The following is a 16,289-nucleotide window of genomic DNA, read 5'->3' as shown; positions in this document are numbered from 1 at the left end:
GATCAGGTGGGGTTGAGTCGAGTTCACCAAGCCGGAGGCTTGATATAGCCGGGTAGCGAGGCGCGCGTGGCGCGGTCCAGCGGGCGCGTGGAAGGCGCTGGGGCTGGCAACGCTGGGAGCGGCGCACCGGTCTGGCGAGCCGTGTCGGCCAGCTTCGTGGCGGACGGCGAGACGCTCTTGGGCCGGCTGCGGGCCTCGTCGGCGGCCTTCGCGGCCAGGTGCTCCATGTAGGTCGAGACGTAGCACTGCACGTCCAGCGGGATTTCGCCTGCATGGACCAGCCGCATGATGGTGCGCCGCAAGTCGCGGCTGTGCGGGGTTTGCGCCCATCGCTTGTCGAGCACCGTGAGGGTGCCAAGGCACTGTCCGTCAGGCGCAAACGCCGTCACCGTGCGCATGTCCTTCTCGGGGATGTGCACGCTGCAGTGCTGACCGACGAGCTCGAAGCGGCGCTTCAGGTTGTCGTTCGTGTATTTCACATGATCGATCTGGATGTACACCCCGGCGGCGCTACCGCGCTTGAGGCGCCCTGCCACGCGCAGGTTTTCCACCGTGATGCCGAGTGCCGGCGACAAGGCTGAGACAGGCGGCGCTGTGCGGGGAAGGCACTGATGGGTCTCCATGTGACGCCGGATGACGTCCAGCGGCGATTGATGGCCGAGCGAAGCCTTGGGCGTGGCGTTGTAGTTGGCGACCGCCACATCGAAGAAGTCGAGCAACTCCTCCCAAGTCGCCTTGTGCTTGATCGCCTGGGCGGCCGCATCCTTGCGCATGGGGTCGCCCGGGCCGGTGCCCGTCCCAAACGGCAAGGCCTGAATGCCAAGCGCCTCCAAACTACCGAACAGGCGCTCGACAAAGCCGTTGTTCCACCAAGAGCCCACACCGCCGAAGCTGACCATGCAACCGAGCGAGCGGCGCATACGCTCGGTGACTCGGGTGCTGAAGTGCACCGCGGCGTTGTCGAACACCACGACGGACGGGCGAACCGCGGTGAGGCCCTCGATCGTGCCCACCGGAAAACCCGCTCCGTCGATGTATTTGAGCCCCTTGATGCGGATCGCCCTGGGCGTCCACCGAGTGGAACAGGCAACAACGGCCTCCTCCACCACCGCCGAGGAGATCTCCGTGGTGATGGACACGGTGTAGCCGCAGACTGCCGTGCTTTTGCGTTCGACGACCGGGTAGAACCAGATGCGCTTGATGGGCACGATCTGTGGTCCGACGGGACCCTGCAGCATCAACACGCCGACACAGTCGAACTTGTGCGCGTCGGCACCGACCACGTCGAAGACGGTCGAGAAGAAGTCGAATGAGTGATGGCCGGTTTGCAACGACAGCTGGGCCGCTGCGGTTTCTCCGTACCAGGCCCTGATCGCCTTGGTGTCGAGCGCCAGGAACTTGCGGGCGTATCGCCGTACAGACTGGCGAGCCTTGTCCGGGAAGTTGAGCGGATAGTCGTTGTCCGTGAGGTGGCCGATGGTGTAGCAAAGCTTGAGGAACGCTGCAGCGACGCCCTTGAAGGACGGCTTGGAGGGGATCGCACTGCCGCTGCCGCCACCCTTGCGAATGAGATCGTGAAGTGCCTCGCGAAGCTTGGGGTGCTCCTGCAGAAACTTCTCGAAGGCGCCGGCACCTCCCTTGTTCGCGTCGCCGTTTGGTACTGGCAGCGGCGCGCGTCGCGTGTAGGTGGACACGCGGAGGTTCGCGATCAGCCCAGCCCACCCATACGGCTTGCCATCGGGTCTGAGCGTGACGCACCGCGTCACCTGGTCCAGAAGAGTCTGTCGGGCACAGTCGGCAAGCTTCGCGCTCTCTACCAGCTTGCCGGTGTCCAGATAGTGGCGAATCGCCGGCACGAACCGCCAGAAGCGGTCCTTGTCCTCATCGCTGATTTGGATCTTGTCGGCCGCTTCCCACGTGCTGTGATCCTTCAAGGCAAGCGGGATCCTCTTGAAGCTGGTGGTACCGCGTTTAGGGCAGCCGCTGCTCATTTGCCGCCCTTGCGAATCAGCTCGAGGAGTACCTCGCGTAGCTTGGGGTGCTCTTGCAGAAACTTCTGGAAGGCGCCGGCGCCTGCCTTGTTTGCATCCCCGTTCGGCACTGACGTCGGCTCCCGTCGCTCTTCAGTTGACACGCTGAGGTTTGCGATCAGTCCGGCCCACCCATACGGCTTGCCGTCGGGTCTGAGCGTGACGCAACGCGCGACCTGGTCCAGGAGAGTCTGTCGGGTGCAGTCGGCCAGCTCGGCGCTCTCTGCCAGCTTGCCGGTGTCCAGGTAATGGCGAATCGCCGGCACGAACCGCTGGAAGCGGTCCTTGTCCTTATCGCTGATTTGGATCTCGTCGGCGGCTAGCCACGTGCTTTGATCCCTCGAGGCGAGCGGGATCCTCTTGAAGGAGGTGGCGCGGCGGCTCATGCGGCTATTGCTCATGCCGGACTCCTTCCAGCTTGTACAGGCGCGAAATGGGCGACAGAGGCAGATGAGTGAGGTCGCTGTCCAATTGACCGCTCAAGACCAGCTTGCTCATCGCAGCCAAATAAAGGGCCTGGGCTGGGGAGGAGTCGAGGGCCATCACATCGCTTGCTGCTATCTCCCCGTTGGCGGCCACCAGCGCCAGAATCTTCTTGGACTCTTCGAGGAGCGGCCATTCCCTCGCTTGCGCGAGCCACGACACCATTCGCAAGCTGTTGTGGATGAGTTGCGGCTTGAGCCGGTTCTCTTCCCATATCCACTTCTCGTAGCGATCCGGCAGGTCGGGATGCGTCTTGTGGGCGATCAGGCGATTGAGGTTCGCTTCGATGACGTCGTGCTTGTCACCGGGGTTCTCTGCGCTTATGTGGCGCCACACCTTAGTGCCATCACGCAGCTTGATGCTCGCGTGAATAAACTCGCCCAGCTCATCGCCGGCGATTCCCTTGACCTTGTCCCGCGGGGCATAGTCCACCTCGACGATCCGCGCGTTGTACTCGACCGTGAGGAAGTGGCCAAGCTCGGCATGCCCCATCAGCACGACGTCACGTCGGCACTTGGGGCTGTAGTGATAGTTCAGCGTCCCTCGGGAATGTCCGCGGGCATCGTAGGCTTCGGCGAGCCTTCCGCGCATCTGGGTGCCTAGACGCGCTTGCTTCTCCGAGCTTCTGGCTTCGGCCTTTGCCTCAGCCGACTTCGTGGGAGATTTCTTCGACATTGCGATCCTCGAATGAAAGGAGGAGTCGCGCTGTCAAACCGGGGTGACCAAACCCTCGATGTGCTTCATGCAAATTTTTATGCCGTTCGCCGCGGCGCATGTAATGCATCGCGTGAGCGAACAGGGCCCATGACGCTTTTGGCACCATGTGTTCTCGCGTTCGCTGAGATGCAATGTTCTCAACGTGGCGCGAAACTTACGATTTCGTAAACTTTGGGCGGAGGACTCCCTCCGCTGTGTTGACACGGCGTCGGGCGACGCCTAATCTGCACACATCGTTCTTTGCGAAAAGGGGCGATTCGGGGTCAATAAAGAGGGGGTCGCGCTAACGGCCTTCCTCTTTACCCGGTTTGTTTCAGCGCTAAAGCCTCACTGGTTGCTAGAGTGGATTGCCAGTAAACAGGCGCGCGCACAGCGCTGTCAATGCCAGTCGGCGTTTTAGGTCCAAAGTAGTCTTCAGTCGCCCTGTTGTGTCGCAAATCTCGTTGCATTTGCGAGACGTGCTGCTGCAATTGATCGCTTAGTCCCGTCTGCGGGCACTTGACGGATCACGGCGACAATGAAGGCGTGAACACGCCCATCTCCCCTGCCCTTCACAAAGAGCGGTCGACACGTCAGCGCGGAGCTATCCGCATGGCGATCGAATCAGCTGGACGCCCCCTCAACCCTCACGAGATCCTGGACGAGGCACAGCGGGACGTGCCCGAACTCGGCATTTCGACGGTCTACCGCACGCTCAAGCTCTTGCTCGAAGCGGGCGAAATAGACCTTGTGATGTTGCCCGGTCAGGTCGCGCGCTACGAGGCGCCACGCATCGGACCCAGGCACTACTTTCTGTGCAGATCGTGCCAGCGAGCCTATGTTCTGAAGGAGTGCAAGCTGGATGTCTCGAAGGTCCGGCAGCACAGCGTGGAAAGCCATGAGGTGACCCTGCATGGCCTGTGCTCGCAATGCAAGCCGGGCCGGAAGAAGAACTCAAGGGACTTCCCAGGCGATCTGCAGTCACATTTCCGGCTGCAAGGCATTCGGACTGCCACGGTACGTCGAAACACTGGCGCTTCTCGCTAGGCGTTCAGTGAGTGGGAATCGCGCTCCAGCGATTGTTCAAAGAGTTCAACGGCAGCACCGCGCGTGAAGCGGGCCATCAAGCCCCTTTTTCTCTTCCGCCAGCGAGCGACGAGCGCATCGAAGTGCGTAAAGGATCAGCCCATGGACCCGCATCGTGACCCGGATTCCGGACTGCTTTACGTCAGCGCACCAGGCTTCCACGTCGTGGCCGTCGATCAAGGCAGTGATGAGGCATTGAACAGTGCCGTTTCCCTGGTCGCGAGACTTCGTGGCGCCAATCCCTTGGACATTGGCATGCTCGCGTTCGACGACGAAGTTCGGTGTCCGGCGGCATTGGTGAATAGTTTGGCTGAGCTGTCCATCATGGTTTCCCGTTCTCGCGCCGAAAGTGCGCTCGCCAAAGCACATGTCGAGATTGCAAGATACCTCGATCTCCGTAAGCAGGGCGACGACAACATGGCCAGATTCATGCAGTCCATGAGCATGGCAGGTGGCCGATTCCGCACCGACTAAACCGGGCTAGTGCCTAAAGCGGCGTCGATCCGCCGAGGCAACACGCGCCAGCACGACGGGTGCACACTTCAGCTTGGCTTGGAGGGCTCGTGTGCGCGTCACTTGGCGTTGTCGACATGACGACGTGTGAACGGTGCGGTGTTCCATTTCCTGACAACCTCCGAAGAGCGTGAAGCCTACGTCCAAGCGGTGCTGCGTGCGGTCAAGCCAGGCGGTCACGTCATCGTGGCGACGTTCGCCGAGGATGGCCCAGAGAAATGCAGTGGCCTGCCCGTGATGCGCTACAGCGCCGACGGACTTCATGCGCAGTTCGGTGCTCCGTTCACGCTACTTGAGCAGGAACGTGAAGAGCACCACACGCCGTTTGGCACCGTTCAGAAGTTCATCTACTGCCTGTGTCGCAAGAATCAGAACTGATCGCAGGCCTCGGCCACGAATGGCGTTCCGCCTAACCCGGAAACATCTTGCCACGCGGCTGGGATTCACTCCCGAGCGACCAGAAGGTTGCGCCCGCGACTGGCCGGCGTGCCCATTCCCGGTCGTGCAACAGGTGGTTCGAGTCAATCCCGAACGAGTGCAGCCGCTCGGACAGCAACCGGGACCTCGCATCGAGACGGTCGCGTGTCTTATCCCGTAGGTCAAGGGTTCGAAGCAGGTTCAGTACCTGCCGGAATTCCTCCGCCGCGTTCAGCACCTGCAGCGGGGCACCATCGAAGTTGATTGCCATGGAAGCACTCCTATCGCCCATGAACATCCACGAAGACACCTCTGTGCCTCGTGACCTGGTGAGATGGATGGGCGCAGCTTCGTGCTGCTTGGAATGCTATTCGGCCAACTGCATTGGCTCTTCTTCTTCGCGATCCACGCTGTCAGTGTCAGCTCTGTGCCCCTGAGGCGTCAATGGGCAGCCGCCCCGGACCAGATGTCCGCGAAATTCCTGCCGCGGCGAGCAGAGTGAGATCGAGGCTTGGCAGACCCGGAACTGAAGTGTCAAGGCGAGCGAGCCAAATGGCGAAGGATCAGTGCCTCACTACATCTTCGAGCGCCTGACCTCTTCGCGTAGCCTGGAAAGCTCTTGCTGCAGTTCCTCGATGGCTTCGACGCTGATCCGAACGAAAGTTTCTAGCCTATTGATTGCAGCAGTAACCATCACGTCGCCGCCCTGTCCACCGGCGGCTTGACGAACCGCGTGCACAAGCTCCTTGCCCGCTTGCTGAGGGGTTTGCTTCTTCAGGTCCATGGTGGATGCCAGCTATGGTTGGTTGATGGAAACGGGGGTGGGTCTGGATCAGGCTCACATTGCTCTGCGTTCGTCGTCAGACCCATCGCCGCTGCCAGATCCCGGCGCTAGGCCAAAAATCAATCGGCGCATCCGTCCCGGACTGCTTTTCCTCAAGCTATTCGGACGGCCGACACTGGGTCTATCGCAGCAAGTTGAGTAGGAGGCCGGTCACCGCCGCCACGGCGTGGAGAAGTATGGGCGCCCATAGAGTGCCGCTGCGAATTCGCACCCAAGCAAATATCAATCCAAGTACGCCAAGCAACACAAACGTTGAAGGGTACATGTACGAATAATGAAAGGCGGCGAACGCGGCTGCGGTCGCCAGCCCGCCAAAGGCCGCCCAAAGCCAACTTCTCTGCACAGGAAACAATTCCAGTAGGAAGCGACGAAAGAAGAGCTCTTCCCAAATTGGTGCGAGCACAACGGCAGACAGAAGCAAGCGAGACCAAGCTCCAATGCCTTCGGTGGCACGGATCTCCATCATCTTGGGCTCTACCGGCACATCAAAAAACATTGCATGTGCGAATGCAACGACGTGGATCGCGATGACACCGAGACTTCCAGCCGTGGCGATGCGCCCTGCCCTGCCTAACGCGCCGGTTGAGCTAATCGGCGTGTCGCTGTTGAAGTAGTGGTGCAGGGACAAGAGGATCAGCACGGCGGCCGCTTGAAAAACAACCTGCTGCGCCGGCTTGTCGAGGCTGTTTCCCACGAGTGCTGACGCCACCGACCAAACGAGCAATAGACCAACAACGGCGCATATGCCCGCACGCAGGCCACGCCAACTCCCCTTCGATATTGCCGCATCCATCTCTGCTCTCCTCCGCTCAACGATCAAGTCAGTCTAGTTGCCCGCAAGCAACCGATGAATGACTTCCTCCCGGCCGTTGCGTGACTTCAACATGTACGTAGTCGGGATGAGGCGCGAGGTCACGCGCTGCAATAAGGCAGTGCTGGAGCCAGCTAGAAGTTTGGAGCGTCCACACTATCCTGTTGCACCAAATGTTCGAGCAGTCAAGGCAAAAGCCCGGGCAACAACGCATAGCGCAGCAACAGCCACCACGCATAGAGAGGCTGGGTCGAATAGCACCCTTCGTCAGTCAAAAGGCCGTGCGAGGCCTCGTTGCGCAGGTTGCTTCCTATCGCCTCCGTCAGTAGGTCTTGCATCTCCAGTATTCCGGCTTGACCGAACGCTTTGACGGCCTCAGGCATTTCCAAAAGTGGACCCAAGGGCTTCTCCTGCTGAATGCGTTCGGCGTCCAGCATGGTCGTTGCACCGCCTTGGGCCTTCACAACGTGCCGCACCAAAGCTTCTATCTGGATCGGTACGAGCGTCGCGGCCACTTCCATGTCCAGATAGAAGCCAGCGATCAAGGCGCGCACGACGGTGCTCGTGTGATCGGAAGGGACCCAGGGGCTTGCCGAAACCAGAGCGAGGAGGTCCTGTGGGGTCGGGGCATGTAGCTCCACGACTCGGCGCCGAACCGGATTGATCACAACCTGAACCAGCATGCTCCTGCGCTCGCCAGCCAGCCTGAAGACCCGTCCCCTCAAGCCCGCGTCTTCGATGTTTGTGGATGCCGGTTCGAGGGCGGGTAGCTTCGCAACGACCTGACCCCTGGCATTGATGATGTCCATGGGCGCCAGCGAGCCCAGCACTTCCTTTTTCGCCCTCTCGTGGACCGCTGATATCAGGTCGGTTACCAAAGGCGGCTTGCTCATCAACGCGAATGTGATGATGGCGTCGCGCATCGGTTTGCCATCGATCGCCGCGAGGGCTCGTTGAACATGCTGCGAAGCGTCTTGCTCGACCCGAAACCCCTGAAGCTCGTCCACCGACGACTTCTGCAGTTCAAGCACTCGGCTATGAAGAGCATCGATCCGGTCTCTTCCGCCTCCTGCCTGACGCAGCATGTTCACGGCTTGCGAGAGGATCGAGCTTGCCGCGGCAGCGCCTCTGCCTTGTTGATGCGCGGCCTCTGCTTCACTGACCAACGACTCGGCAGCCAGACGATTTTGGGACTCTCGGTTGACCTCGTCGTTCGCCGCCTGGTAGCAACGCGCGGCGAGCTCGTGCAGGTCTTTGGCGATCCAGAACTTCCCCTCTTTGTGGTGTCGGGCGGCAAGTCCTTCGGCCACGGCGGCGTAGCTCGCAGGTTCCCCATGCCCGCTGTCCAAGAGAAACGGCACCAACTTCCAGAGCACATGCTGATGTGGCGGTACGGGGCTGAGCAGCAGTGCGTCGACGGCTTGAAGAACCTGCGCGCGTTCCGCGAGGGCTCCTCGCCCAAGGCTGGTTGCCAGGCGGAGCGCGCGCTCGTACCGCTGCGCGACCAGGACGTCGGAAACCTCCGCGTCGCCGAGTTGTCCTGCAGCTTCAACGTAGGCGCCGATTGCAGCTTGAGCGGCCTTGAAGTCGCGCGCCTGGAGCCAGATCACGTCGAGGAAGCGGCTACGCAGCTCGGCGTCGTTCAGTGCAAGAGCCCACGGCGTCAGAGACTTCAGCCACTCCTTCGGGAGATCCGTCGGGATCATTGACCGATGGTCGTCGATTTCCCACAGCGCGCCGAAGGGCTCATTGGGTGACCACGGCCGAAACGCCATTGACAGCACTTGCACCACGAAGCGCAACGTGGACTTGATCGCCTCATCGTTCTCTTCGTCCAGCGCCTTTGTCAGCGCCATAGCGTATGCATGGCACTCCCTTGCCGCGACACCGTCAAGACGGCGCTCCAGGTCCAGGCTTGAAATGCTTTCAGGTGTCAGAGCAGAAACATCGAACATGTGTGAGCTGGCTTTTGGCAACCTCAGGTGTCGAGTTGCAAATTGACGGCCGGTTGCAGCGTTTCCAGCACTGCATGGGCCTGGAGGATCTGCTGGTGAAGGTCGAGATGGCGAGGCGCATGTACGGTGATCACCAGCGCATACGGAATGCGTTCTGCGCCGGTGGCAGGCGCGCCTGAGTCTCTGGCGTTGTAGTGGACGTCGAACACCGACCCCTTCAAGCTCGAGCCGCGGAATGTGTGGGACGAGTGAAGCACGGTTTCCCATTTGTTCAGGTCGGCCCGCTGCTCCGCCTCGGTCCGCCACTCGTTGGACGGGAAGAAGCTGTAGGTGTTGGCGTGGGCCGCACCGTCCTTGCGCTTGTCCGCATGCGGGCGGAAGGTGATTGCCAGTCCGGCTTTCGTGTACGCACTGGCATCTTGCGGGTCCACGGGGCAGGCGTAGCAGAACGTCGCGGTGAGCGTCACCATTCCTGCCAGCGGCGCGAGAGGCAACGGAACCGGCATTCGAAGAAATTTTCCTGGGCGCAGCTCGCCTTGGTAGATGATCCGGGCGGCGCCATCGTCGCTTGTGATCAGGTCCATCACGTCGGTGGGCACTTTGCCCCAGCCGACGGATTCGGTCCCGTCGAAAACGCTCGCCTCGCAGCCGTGGATCAGGAGCGCCTTCGTCGTCAGCGGAAAGAGGTCACTGCCGAGCACTGCGCGGATGCCCACGGCGGCTCGCAATGCCAGGGGCGCCGCGAAGCTCGTGCCGAGCGTCGCCGACAAATCAGGGCGGGCTCCGGGGGCAACCACGTGGAAGTATTCGTGCCCTGATCCCCCAAACGCGACGACATCGGGTTTGCGTCGCCCCGGGCTGCGACCCGGACCAATGGCGCTGTAGTCGGCACGTTCCCAGCCGGCGCTGCTGCGGTCAGCAGCCCCGACAGCGAGCGCATTCACCGAGTCGGCGGGCACCTGGATGCGGTTGAGCCTGGCCGCCGCATCGGCGGTGCCATTGTTGCCCACGGCCACGCTCAGAAGCGTGTTGCCGTCGCTCAAGATCTCGTCGATCACGGCCGTCCAGGCGTGCACCTCGTGATCTTCCACGCACAGGTCAGGACCCATGCTGAGGTTGACGAACTGGTAGGTGCGCGAAATCAGGATGGTTTCGATGTGACCGAGGGTGCGGTACAGGTCGTAGGGGTCCTCGGTGTCCGACACCGAGTCGAGCACACGGTGGTGGTCGACCGCGGCAAAGGGCCGGGGTGCCTGGCCACCGGGTGGAATCGGCCCGAACAGCAAGGCGGACGTCACGCCCAAGCCGTGGGCCAGGTACTCGTCGACCGGATCAGCATCCTCGTCGGCTTCGAAATAGCGCCGCACGAAGCGGTCGAGGATGTGCGTTTGCGGCAGCCCACCATCCAAGACGGCGACCCGTGGCTCGCGACTGAGGACATCGCCCTCGGGCAGCCGAAACGGTACGGCCACGGGGCTCGTGCGCAGCATCGGTCGAGCCGCGCGCAGCTTGGGCATTGGGCGCACCACACGCATCAGAGAGAACTGCGCGAGCTCTTGCAGCCGATCAGCGTCGCCTTCGACCGGCACGAACAGCAGCCTGCCGGCGTCGAAGCGGAAGTGCGGGTTGAGCTCGAAGCCACAGGTCTTGGCGAACGCGGCAAACACCTCACGCAGTCGATCCGTGGTTGCCACCGACGGCACGTGCAGCCCGACCTCGAACACGCCTTGACGGCTCGGAATGCGTTCAAGGTCGGCCGCGCCTCGGACGCGGTTGTCCGCTGTGAGCGCCTGAAAATCTTCGATCTGCGCAAACTCCGCCGCCTCGCGCGAACCCTCCGTCAAGTGCGCGGCGAAATCACGGAACGCGCGCATGGCCGAGCGACGCCCTGCCACAAACAGCTGCGTGGTATCGGCCTCGGGCGGTGCATTGGCGCGCGTGACTCGGCGCGGTCGGATGCGCTCGCTGCGACTGCCGAGCGACTCAAGCCCCGCCGTTTGCAGCAACTGCCTTGGGAAATATGACTTGGCAAGGTAGGCCGGGTGCAACGTCACCAACGCCACTGCGATGTCGCCTGGGCATGCCTGCGGCGGCAAGCGATCGAACTCATGCGTCGCCTCATCGATCTGGGGCAACAGCGCTGCCTTCGCCTGTGCGAGCGTGTACGGGTGGTTCTTCTCACCCGGCTCCTTCTTTGGCGCTCCGATCGGATAGGTCAGCAACTCACCTTTGGCGATGATGTAGCGGGTAGCCATTTATTTCATCCCCCTTCCCCGCCGCGGCGACGGCCCGGCATGCTTTCGAATCGTGTCGCGCGCCACACCGGTCAGCCGGCTGATTTCCTGGTGGGTGTGCTGCCCCGTGCGGGCCATTTGCACGGCGAGCTCGAGGCGCTGCGCTTTGCTGAGCTCGCCGGCGCCCTCGCCCACTGCTTGGCGTACCAGGGCCTCGAGTGGCGTGTGGTTCAGCGCGTGGGCGCGTCGAAGGGACGCAACAGTGCGCTCTACGTCCGACAGGGACTTGCCCTGCAACCCGGCGGCAAGCGTTTCCACCCAGGACTCGAGGTCATGTAGGTCCTGGCCAAGGTACCGACGAATCGCCACGGCGGTGGTGGCCGCCTCCGGTGCCGTGAAGGTCAACACGGCGTCAAAGCGACGCCACAGTGCCGGGTCCACCAGCTCGGGATGGTTGGTGGCAGCTAGGAGCAAGCCGGTGTCCGGCCATTGGTCGACCTCCTGCAGGATCACGGTGACCAGGCGCTTGAGTTCACCGATGTCGGATTCATCGCTGCGTCGCTTAGCGATCGCGTCGACTTCGTCCAACAACAGGACAGCAGAGCTTGCTTTTGCGTGGTCCAGTGCAGCGCGAAGATTGCTGCCGGTCTTGCCCAGCAGGCTACTCATGACCGCGGTGAGATCTAGCACCCAAAGAGGCTTGTTCAGCTGATGGGCGATCCAGCGCGCCGAGAGTGTCTTGCCCAAGCCGGGCTCCCCGACGAGGATGGCGGATCGGGTGGGCGAAATGCCCCGGGCGAGCAGTGCATCGCGTTGCTTGCGCTCCAGCACGATGGCCTCGATCTGCTGCATCAGCTGTGCCGGCAGAAGAGGCGGCTCCATGCCGCCGAGATCGTCGAAGACCTTGATCAGCTCAAGTCGGGCGTCTCCTGCATGCGCAGGTGGAGCGGTGAGTTCACGGCGCAAAGGCGAGGCGCCCGCCGCCCGCGTTTGGGTGGCTTTCAGGCTCTGGTCGAGTTGTGCGGCGAGCTGTGGATGCTGGCTTCGGTACTTGCGCACCAACCGAGCGAGCAACAGGCGCACGTCTTCGTACGACTGGGCAGATGCCAGGCGCGCCAATGTGGCGAAGTCTGATGAAATCTCGTCAAAATCTTGTGTCACTGCGGTACTTCCGTCATCCATTCCATTGGAGCCAGCGGCTCAAGAATTGACGAAGTTTATGACGAAAGCGCGGGATTGGGAACCATCAGCCCGAATAGTCTGTATAAATATACAGCTATTCCGGCAGGCCTCAGCTCAGGCTTCAGGCCGCGCGCTTGATGCGAGTTTTAGACCTTGCATCACGCCTCGGCTAGGCGGAGCCTCGTGCCACTTGGTTGACCGTCGATCGCCCACACTGTTCGGCCACTGGTGAACCTTGTGTCAGGTTGGCGCCGAAGTGGCTAACTTCGCAGCAGCCCGGCGCAACCGACGGCGGTTCGCGCAGCGCATCCGTACGCTTGTTTCGGCACATGGCGTGGCTGCCTTGCAGCCTGGATGGCATCAGCTTCATACTTGATGCGCAAAGGGGAGCCCATGGGAAAAAACAAGGGTAGCCGGCCCGGTGGCGGGGGCAACGCTGACCAGTTCAACAATTGCGAGGCGGTCAACATCGACGGCTTGCTGGCCTCGCAACAGCCCAGAGCGATGGCCTTCGTGAAGGAAGAGTCCGTCGTTACCTTGGAACTGGTCAGCCACGGGAATCGTGACATCGTCGAGGTCAAGCTCCGCGGGGCGCTCCTTGGGACCCTGTTCGCAAACGACCTCGACAAGCTCATCGACTGCATGAAGAAGGGGTACCCCTTCTTCGGCGTTGTGACCGAGATCAGCGGTGCGCGCTGCGTCATCTGGGTGCAGTCAGGAAAGCCGACGTCGTGATCGAGGTCGCTGGGGGAACATACGAAGAGCTTTGCCACTATCCCGCCTGGCATCAGTTCTTCGGGTCCGGCGGCCGGGCTGCAGCCGTCCTGGCAACTCTGGGCGTGCCAGCGCGCCTGCATACCTTCGCGGACGCGGCGAGCACCTCCCGTCGCAAGGCGCTGGCCGATGCCTTCGGTTTCGAGGCGCTTTGCACTACAGGCGCACCGGAAGTGTTGTTCGAGTATTTCCACGCCCTCACACCGGTGCAGTACGTGCCCTCCTTCGAGCCCCTGGAAGATCCGACCCGGCACATCCACGTGAAGGGCGACCAGGTCATCCGTTTCGGCATGTTGGAGGGTGACGCCGTCGTGGAAGCCCGGCAGTGCGTGTACGACCCGCAAACCCCGGTGTCGCCGGCGCAGTTCGCGGCCAACGGATCTCGGGCCGAGGAGTTGGCCGTGGTGTGCAACCTGGGCGAGGCCGAACAGCTGACGGCGCAGTTTGGACCTGAGGCTTGCGCTGTCCACCTGGGCAAGGTCGCCAAAGTGGCCGTGGTGAAGGCGGGCGCCGCCGGCGCCTGGGTCGTGTCCGACGGCCACTTGAACGTCATCCCCAGCTATCGCACCGCGTCCGTCTTCCCCATCGGATCGGGCGACGTGTTCACCGCCGCCTTCGCTCAGGCCTGGATGGCCCAAGGTCGACCGGCACCGGAAGCCGCGGACTTCGCGTCGCGGGCCACGGCCCTCTATTGCAGCTCGATGAGCTTTCCGACCCAGGACATCATGGCCACCGAAGCGGCCGCGCTCGTGCCGGTGACGCTTCGACGTCCGCTAGCACCACGGCCGCGGGTCTACCTCGCAGGCCCCTTCTTTACCATGGCACAGCGTTGGCTGATCGAAGAAGCCAGGCGGGAACTCGGCCACGTGGGCCTTGATGTGTTTTCGCCATTTCACGAGGTCGGAATCGGTCGGTCGAAAGAGGAGATCGTGGAGCTGGACCTGAAGGGGCTCAACGAGGCCGACGTGATGGTGGCGATGCTGGAAGACCTCGACCCGGGGACCCTCTTCGAGATCGGATACGCCACCCGCAGCGGCAAGCCCGTCGTGTGCTTTGCACGCTCGGGCCACGACGGTGACCTGACCATGCTCGGTGGCTCCGGCGCGGAGGTCACGGCCGACTTTGCGACGGCGGTGTACATGACCGCCTGGGCGGCCTATGGAACCGCCTGCACATGAAAGCCATCCTGCTCTCGGGCGGCCTGGATTCGATCACCCTCGCCTACTGGCTGCGGCCTCAGATTGCCGTGACCATAGACTATGGGCAACGTCCAGCGCGCGCCGAGCTGACCGCGGCGGCTGAAGTCTGCAAGGCGCTCGGCATGCAGCAGGAAGTCATCACGGTCGACTGCTCCGCCTTGGGGCGGGGTTCGCTAGTCGATGACCGGCCGGTACTGGACGGCCCGTCGCCCGAGTGGTGGCCGTTCCGCAACCAGTTGCTCATCACCCTCGCGCTGATGCGCCTGGTGAACAGCCAAGCCGATGAACTGATGCTTGGCACCGTGGCCGGCGACGAGCTCCATGCCGACGGGACACCAACGTTCTATGCGTCGATCAACCAGCTGGTGGCCGCTCAGGAATACGCACCGCGCATCACCGCGCCGGCGCAGGCCATGAGCACGGAGGCACTGGTCAGAACATCCGGCGTGCCGCCCGAGATTTTGATGTGGTCCCATTCCTGCCAGGTGTCGCACTTGGCCTGCGGCACCTGTCGAGGCTGCGTCAAGCGCCTCGACGTCCTAAATGCGCTCGGCCTGATGGACTTGCAGGCTAGTCGTTGAAGGCGATCCCGGCCCGCTCGCATGCTGCTCGAACGGCTGTGGGCGAGCGCCGCATCTGGCGCCACATCACGATGTCCAGTTGCGAGGCCTTGACGCCCAAGCCGCGGGCCAGCCGCAGGAAACGGTTTTCCATCGATGCGTAGTGCCGCACCACATCGTCTTCGGCCGTGAAGAGCCCCATCAGCCGACCCGCGCGCAGCACATGGATGTCGAGGATCGCGACGTCGTCGCTGCCCAGGTGGTTGCGAACGATCCAGGACGCGGTCTTCGGGCCGATCCCTTTGAAGCCGAGTAGCCAGTCCCGCAGCTCGCGCGGCTCGGCCGGACTGGCCACGGAGTTCAGCCGTCGATAAGCGTCGGCCAGGAACCTGGCTTTGACGCGCGGGAACCGATACCGACGAGCCTTCCCTTCGACCTGCAGCGGCTCGAGCAGCAGGGCCTCGATGTCTTCTGCACGAACTTCCCCGCTGCCGAAAACGCCACTGGCAATCAGGTGCTCGAACGCCATTCGATTCATCTCGAAGGTGATGCCATGGCCTCCCAGCAGGCAGAAGGCAATCTGCTGCCAAAGCGACGCGTCGGCCTGCAGCCCGTGCCCGTCGTCCCACAACTCTTCCGCCGCGCTGGCCTGATAGGCCCAGTAGGCAGGCGACAGGAACTCCTCCGGTCGACCGCAAGGCACCCCTGGCAGCACTTCGATTTGCGGTGATGGCAGCTCGATTTCGAAGATCTGGCGCTGCCGCAGGATCGGGTAGCGGGTAACGGAGGCGTTCATGCAGCACTGCCCTCGCCTGCGCCATAGGTGGCGGACAGCCACTGCATCAAGAGCGCGCGCTCCGAGGCGGGCAAATCGCGGATCTTGGCCTGCATGCGCTCCTGCTTGCGCCGGATGCGCTGGCGTTCTCGGAACGTCGAGCCGATGAAGCGCAAGTCACAGGGAACGGCCGGCGGTTCGTAGTTCAGCCAGAGCACTTCGCGGTGGCGCAGGCCATGGCTGCCGACGTCGAACTCGATCCGTTTCCAGTGGGCTAAACGTTGGTCGTAGAGCGGCGAGCCATAACCCGACAACATGACCTTGGCCGGGATGGCATCGAGCACATCGAGCAGTTCGCTGTGGGCTCGCTCATCAAGTTCGTGGCGGTAGACGCGACTGCGCCGTCGTGAGGCTGGGAGGTACGGCGGGTCAGCGTAGACAAATTCGTCGCCGACAAAGGGGAACGACCTCAGGAAGCAGGTGGCGTCTTGCTGGATGAGCTCCAAGCCGGGGAGCGATGCCCCTGCCCAGCGCTCGATCACTGCAGCGTCCACTTCCACGCCAAAGCTTCGGGCCGCGGGCGCTTTGTGCCGCAGAACGGCCCCATGGCCCAGGTGGCTCTCGATGTAGGTCGAGTGCACCGGAATGAGGTTGATCAGTTGGCGAAACAGTCCGCCCTTGCCGCCGGGGTAGCTCATGCGCCGGCAGCATCGTCAAAGCTGACGATGGC

Annotated in this window: 17 protein-coding genes; 6 read left to right on the top strand and 11 right to left on the bottom strand. The window is 62.6% G+C overall.

What is annotated here, in order from left to right:
* Positions 1-23: 23 nt before the first annotated feature.
* Genes RXV79_RS13210 through RXV79_RS13200 form a run of 3 tightly spaced genes read right to left on the bottom strand, consistent with a single transcriptional unit; the run spans position 24 to position 3,188 of the window.
* Entirely contained in the window at positions 24-1,991 is a 1,968-nt protein-coding gene (locus RXV79_RS13210) for a hypothetical protein (protein ID WP_316697951.1), read from the bottom strand.
* Positions 1,988-2,431: a hypothetical protein gene (locus RXV79_RS13205; RefSeq protein WP_257824068.1), complete on the bottom strand. Its 444-nt coding sequence runs from the start codon at positions 2,429-2,431 to the stop codon at positions 1,988-1,990. The genes RXV79_RS13210 and RXV79_RS13205 overlap by 4 nt, the downstream gene beginning before the upstream one ends.
* Positions 2,421-3,188, bottom strand: coding sequence for a hypothetical protein (locus RXV79_RS13200; RefSeq protein ID WP_257824069.1), 768 nt, complete (start codon positions 3,186-3,188; stop codon positions 2,421-2,423). The genes RXV79_RS13205 and RXV79_RS13200 overlap by 11 nt, the downstream gene beginning before the upstream one ends.
* A gap of 567 nt (positions 3,189-3,755) precedes the next feature.
* Between RXV79_RS13200 and RXV79_RS13195 the strand changes: the two genes are divergently transcribed.
* The 3 genes from RXV79_RS13195 to RXV79_RS13185 all read left to right on the top strand — a co-directional run bounded on the left by RXV79_RS13195 (position 3,756) and on the right by RXV79_RS13185 (position 5,186).
* Positions 3,756-4,256 (top strand): Fur family transcriptional regulator, encoded by a 501-nt coding sequence (locus RXV79_RS13195; RefSeq protein ID WP_257824070.1) that lies wholly within the window; start codon positions 3,756-3,758, stop codon positions 4,254-4,256.
* 141 nt (positions 4,257-4,397) lie between these two features.
* Positions 4,398-4,769, top strand: coding sequence for a hypothetical protein (locus RXV79_RS13190; RefSeq protein ID WP_257824071.1), 372 nt, complete (start codon positions 4,398-4,400; stop codon positions 4,767-4,769).
* A gap of 126 nt (positions 4,770-4,895) precedes the next feature.
* On the top strand, positions 4,896-5,186 hold the full coding sequence (locus RXV79_RS13185) for a hypothetical protein (RefSeq protein ID WP_257824072.1): 291 nt from the start codon (positions 4,896-4,898) through the stop codon (positions 5,184-5,186).
* Positions 5,187-5,217: 31 nt separating this feature from the next.
* Here the strand turns inward: RXV79_RS13185 and RXV79_RS13180 are convergent, their stop codons facing one another.
* The 6 genes from RXV79_RS13180 to RXV79_RS13155 form a co-directional block, all read right to left on the bottom strand.
* Positions 5,218-5,496 (bottom strand): hypothetical protein, encoded by a 279-nt coding sequence (locus tag RXV79_RS13180; protein ID WP_257824073.1) that lies wholly within the window; start codon positions 5,494-5,496, stop codon positions 5,218-5,220.
* A 303-nt stretch (positions 5,497-5,799) separates the two neighbouring features.
* Entirely contained in the window at positions 5,800-6,009 is a 210-nt protein-coding gene (locus RXV79_RS13175) for a hypothetical protein (protein ID WP_257824074.1), read from the bottom strand.
* Between the two features lie 181 nt (positions 6,010-6,190).
* A complete protein-coding gene (locus RXV79_RS13170) occupies positions 6,191-6,862 on the bottom strand; it encodes a CPBP family intramembrane glutamic endopeptidase (RefSeq protein WP_316697944.1) in 672 nt (223 codons plus the stop codon).
* 203 nt (positions 6,863-7,065) lie between these two features.
* The gene (locus tag RXV79_RS13165; RefSeq protein WP_257824076.1) at positions 7,066-8,835 is read right to left on the bottom strand and encodes a DUF4209 domain-containing protein; all 1,770 of its coding nucleotides are present in this window, start codon (positions 8,833-8,835) and stop codon (positions 7,066-7,068) included.
* A 23-nt stretch (positions 8,836-8,858) separates the two neighbouring features.
* Positions 8,859-11,090: a S8 family peptidase gene (locus tag RXV79_RS13160; protein WP_316697940.1), complete on the bottom strand. Its 2,232-nt coding sequence runs from the start codon at positions 11,088-11,090 to the stop codon at positions 8,859-8,861.
* The gene (locus tag RXV79_RS13155; RefSeq protein ID WP_257824079.1) at positions 11,091-12,251 is read right to left on the bottom strand and encodes an AAA family ATPase; all 1,161 of its coding nucleotides are present in this window, start codon (positions 12,249-12,251) and stop codon (positions 11,091-11,093) included.
* Positions 12,252-12,644: 393 nt separating this feature from the next.
* Between RXV79_RS13155 and RXV79_RS13150 the strand changes: the two genes are divergently transcribed.
* From RXV79_RS13150 to RXV79_RS13140, 3 genes are read left to right on the top strand one after another with little or no spacing between them, the layout of a single operon-like run.
* On the top strand, positions 12,645-12,986 hold the full coding sequence (locus RXV79_RS13150) for a hypothetical protein (protein ID WP_257824080.1): 342 nt from the start codon (positions 12,645-12,647) through the stop codon (positions 12,984-12,986).
* On the top strand, positions 12,983-14,203 hold the full coding sequence (locus tag RXV79_RS13145) for a PfkB family carbohydrate kinase (protein WP_316703954.1): 1,221 nt from the start codon (positions 12,983-12,985) through the stop codon (positions 14,201-14,203). Before RXV79_RS13150 ends, RXV79_RS13145 begins: the two co-directional genes overlap by 4 nt.
* Entirely contained in the window at positions 14,200-14,805 is a 606-nt protein-coding gene (locus tag RXV79_RS13140) for a 7-cyano-7-deazaguanine synthase (RefSeq protein ID WP_257824083.1), read from the top strand. The genes RXV79_RS13145 and RXV79_RS13140 overlap by 4 nt, the downstream gene beginning before the upstream one ends.
* Here RXV79_RS13140 and RXV79_RS13135 read toward each other — a convergent pair.
* Positions 14,795-15,580 (bottom strand): 8-oxoguanine DNA glycosylase, encoded by a 786-nt coding sequence (locus RXV79_RS13135; protein ID WP_257824085.1) that lies wholly within the window; start codon positions 15,578-15,580, stop codon positions 14,795-14,797. The two genes, RXV79_RS13140 and RXV79_RS13135, sit on opposite strands and share 11 nt — an antisense overlap.
* Positions 15,577-16,257: a DNA adenine methylase gene (locus RXV79_RS13130; protein WP_316703950.1), complete on the bottom strand. Its 681-nt coding sequence runs from the start codon at positions 16,255-16,257 to the stop codon at positions 15,577-15,579. The genes RXV79_RS13135 and RXV79_RS13130 overlap by 4 nt, the downstream gene beginning before the upstream one ends.
* Positions 16,258-16,289: the final 32 nt, after the last annotated feature.

The organism is Piscinibacter gummiphilus (assembly GCF_032681285.1).
Classification (GTDB): domain Bacteria; phylum Pseudomonadota; class Gammaproteobacteria; order Burkholderiales; family Burkholderiaceae_C; genus Rhizobacter; species Rhizobacter gummiphilus_A.
Note: the sequence above shows the minus strand (reverse complement) of the source record. Positions and strands in the feature narration are given on the sequence as shown.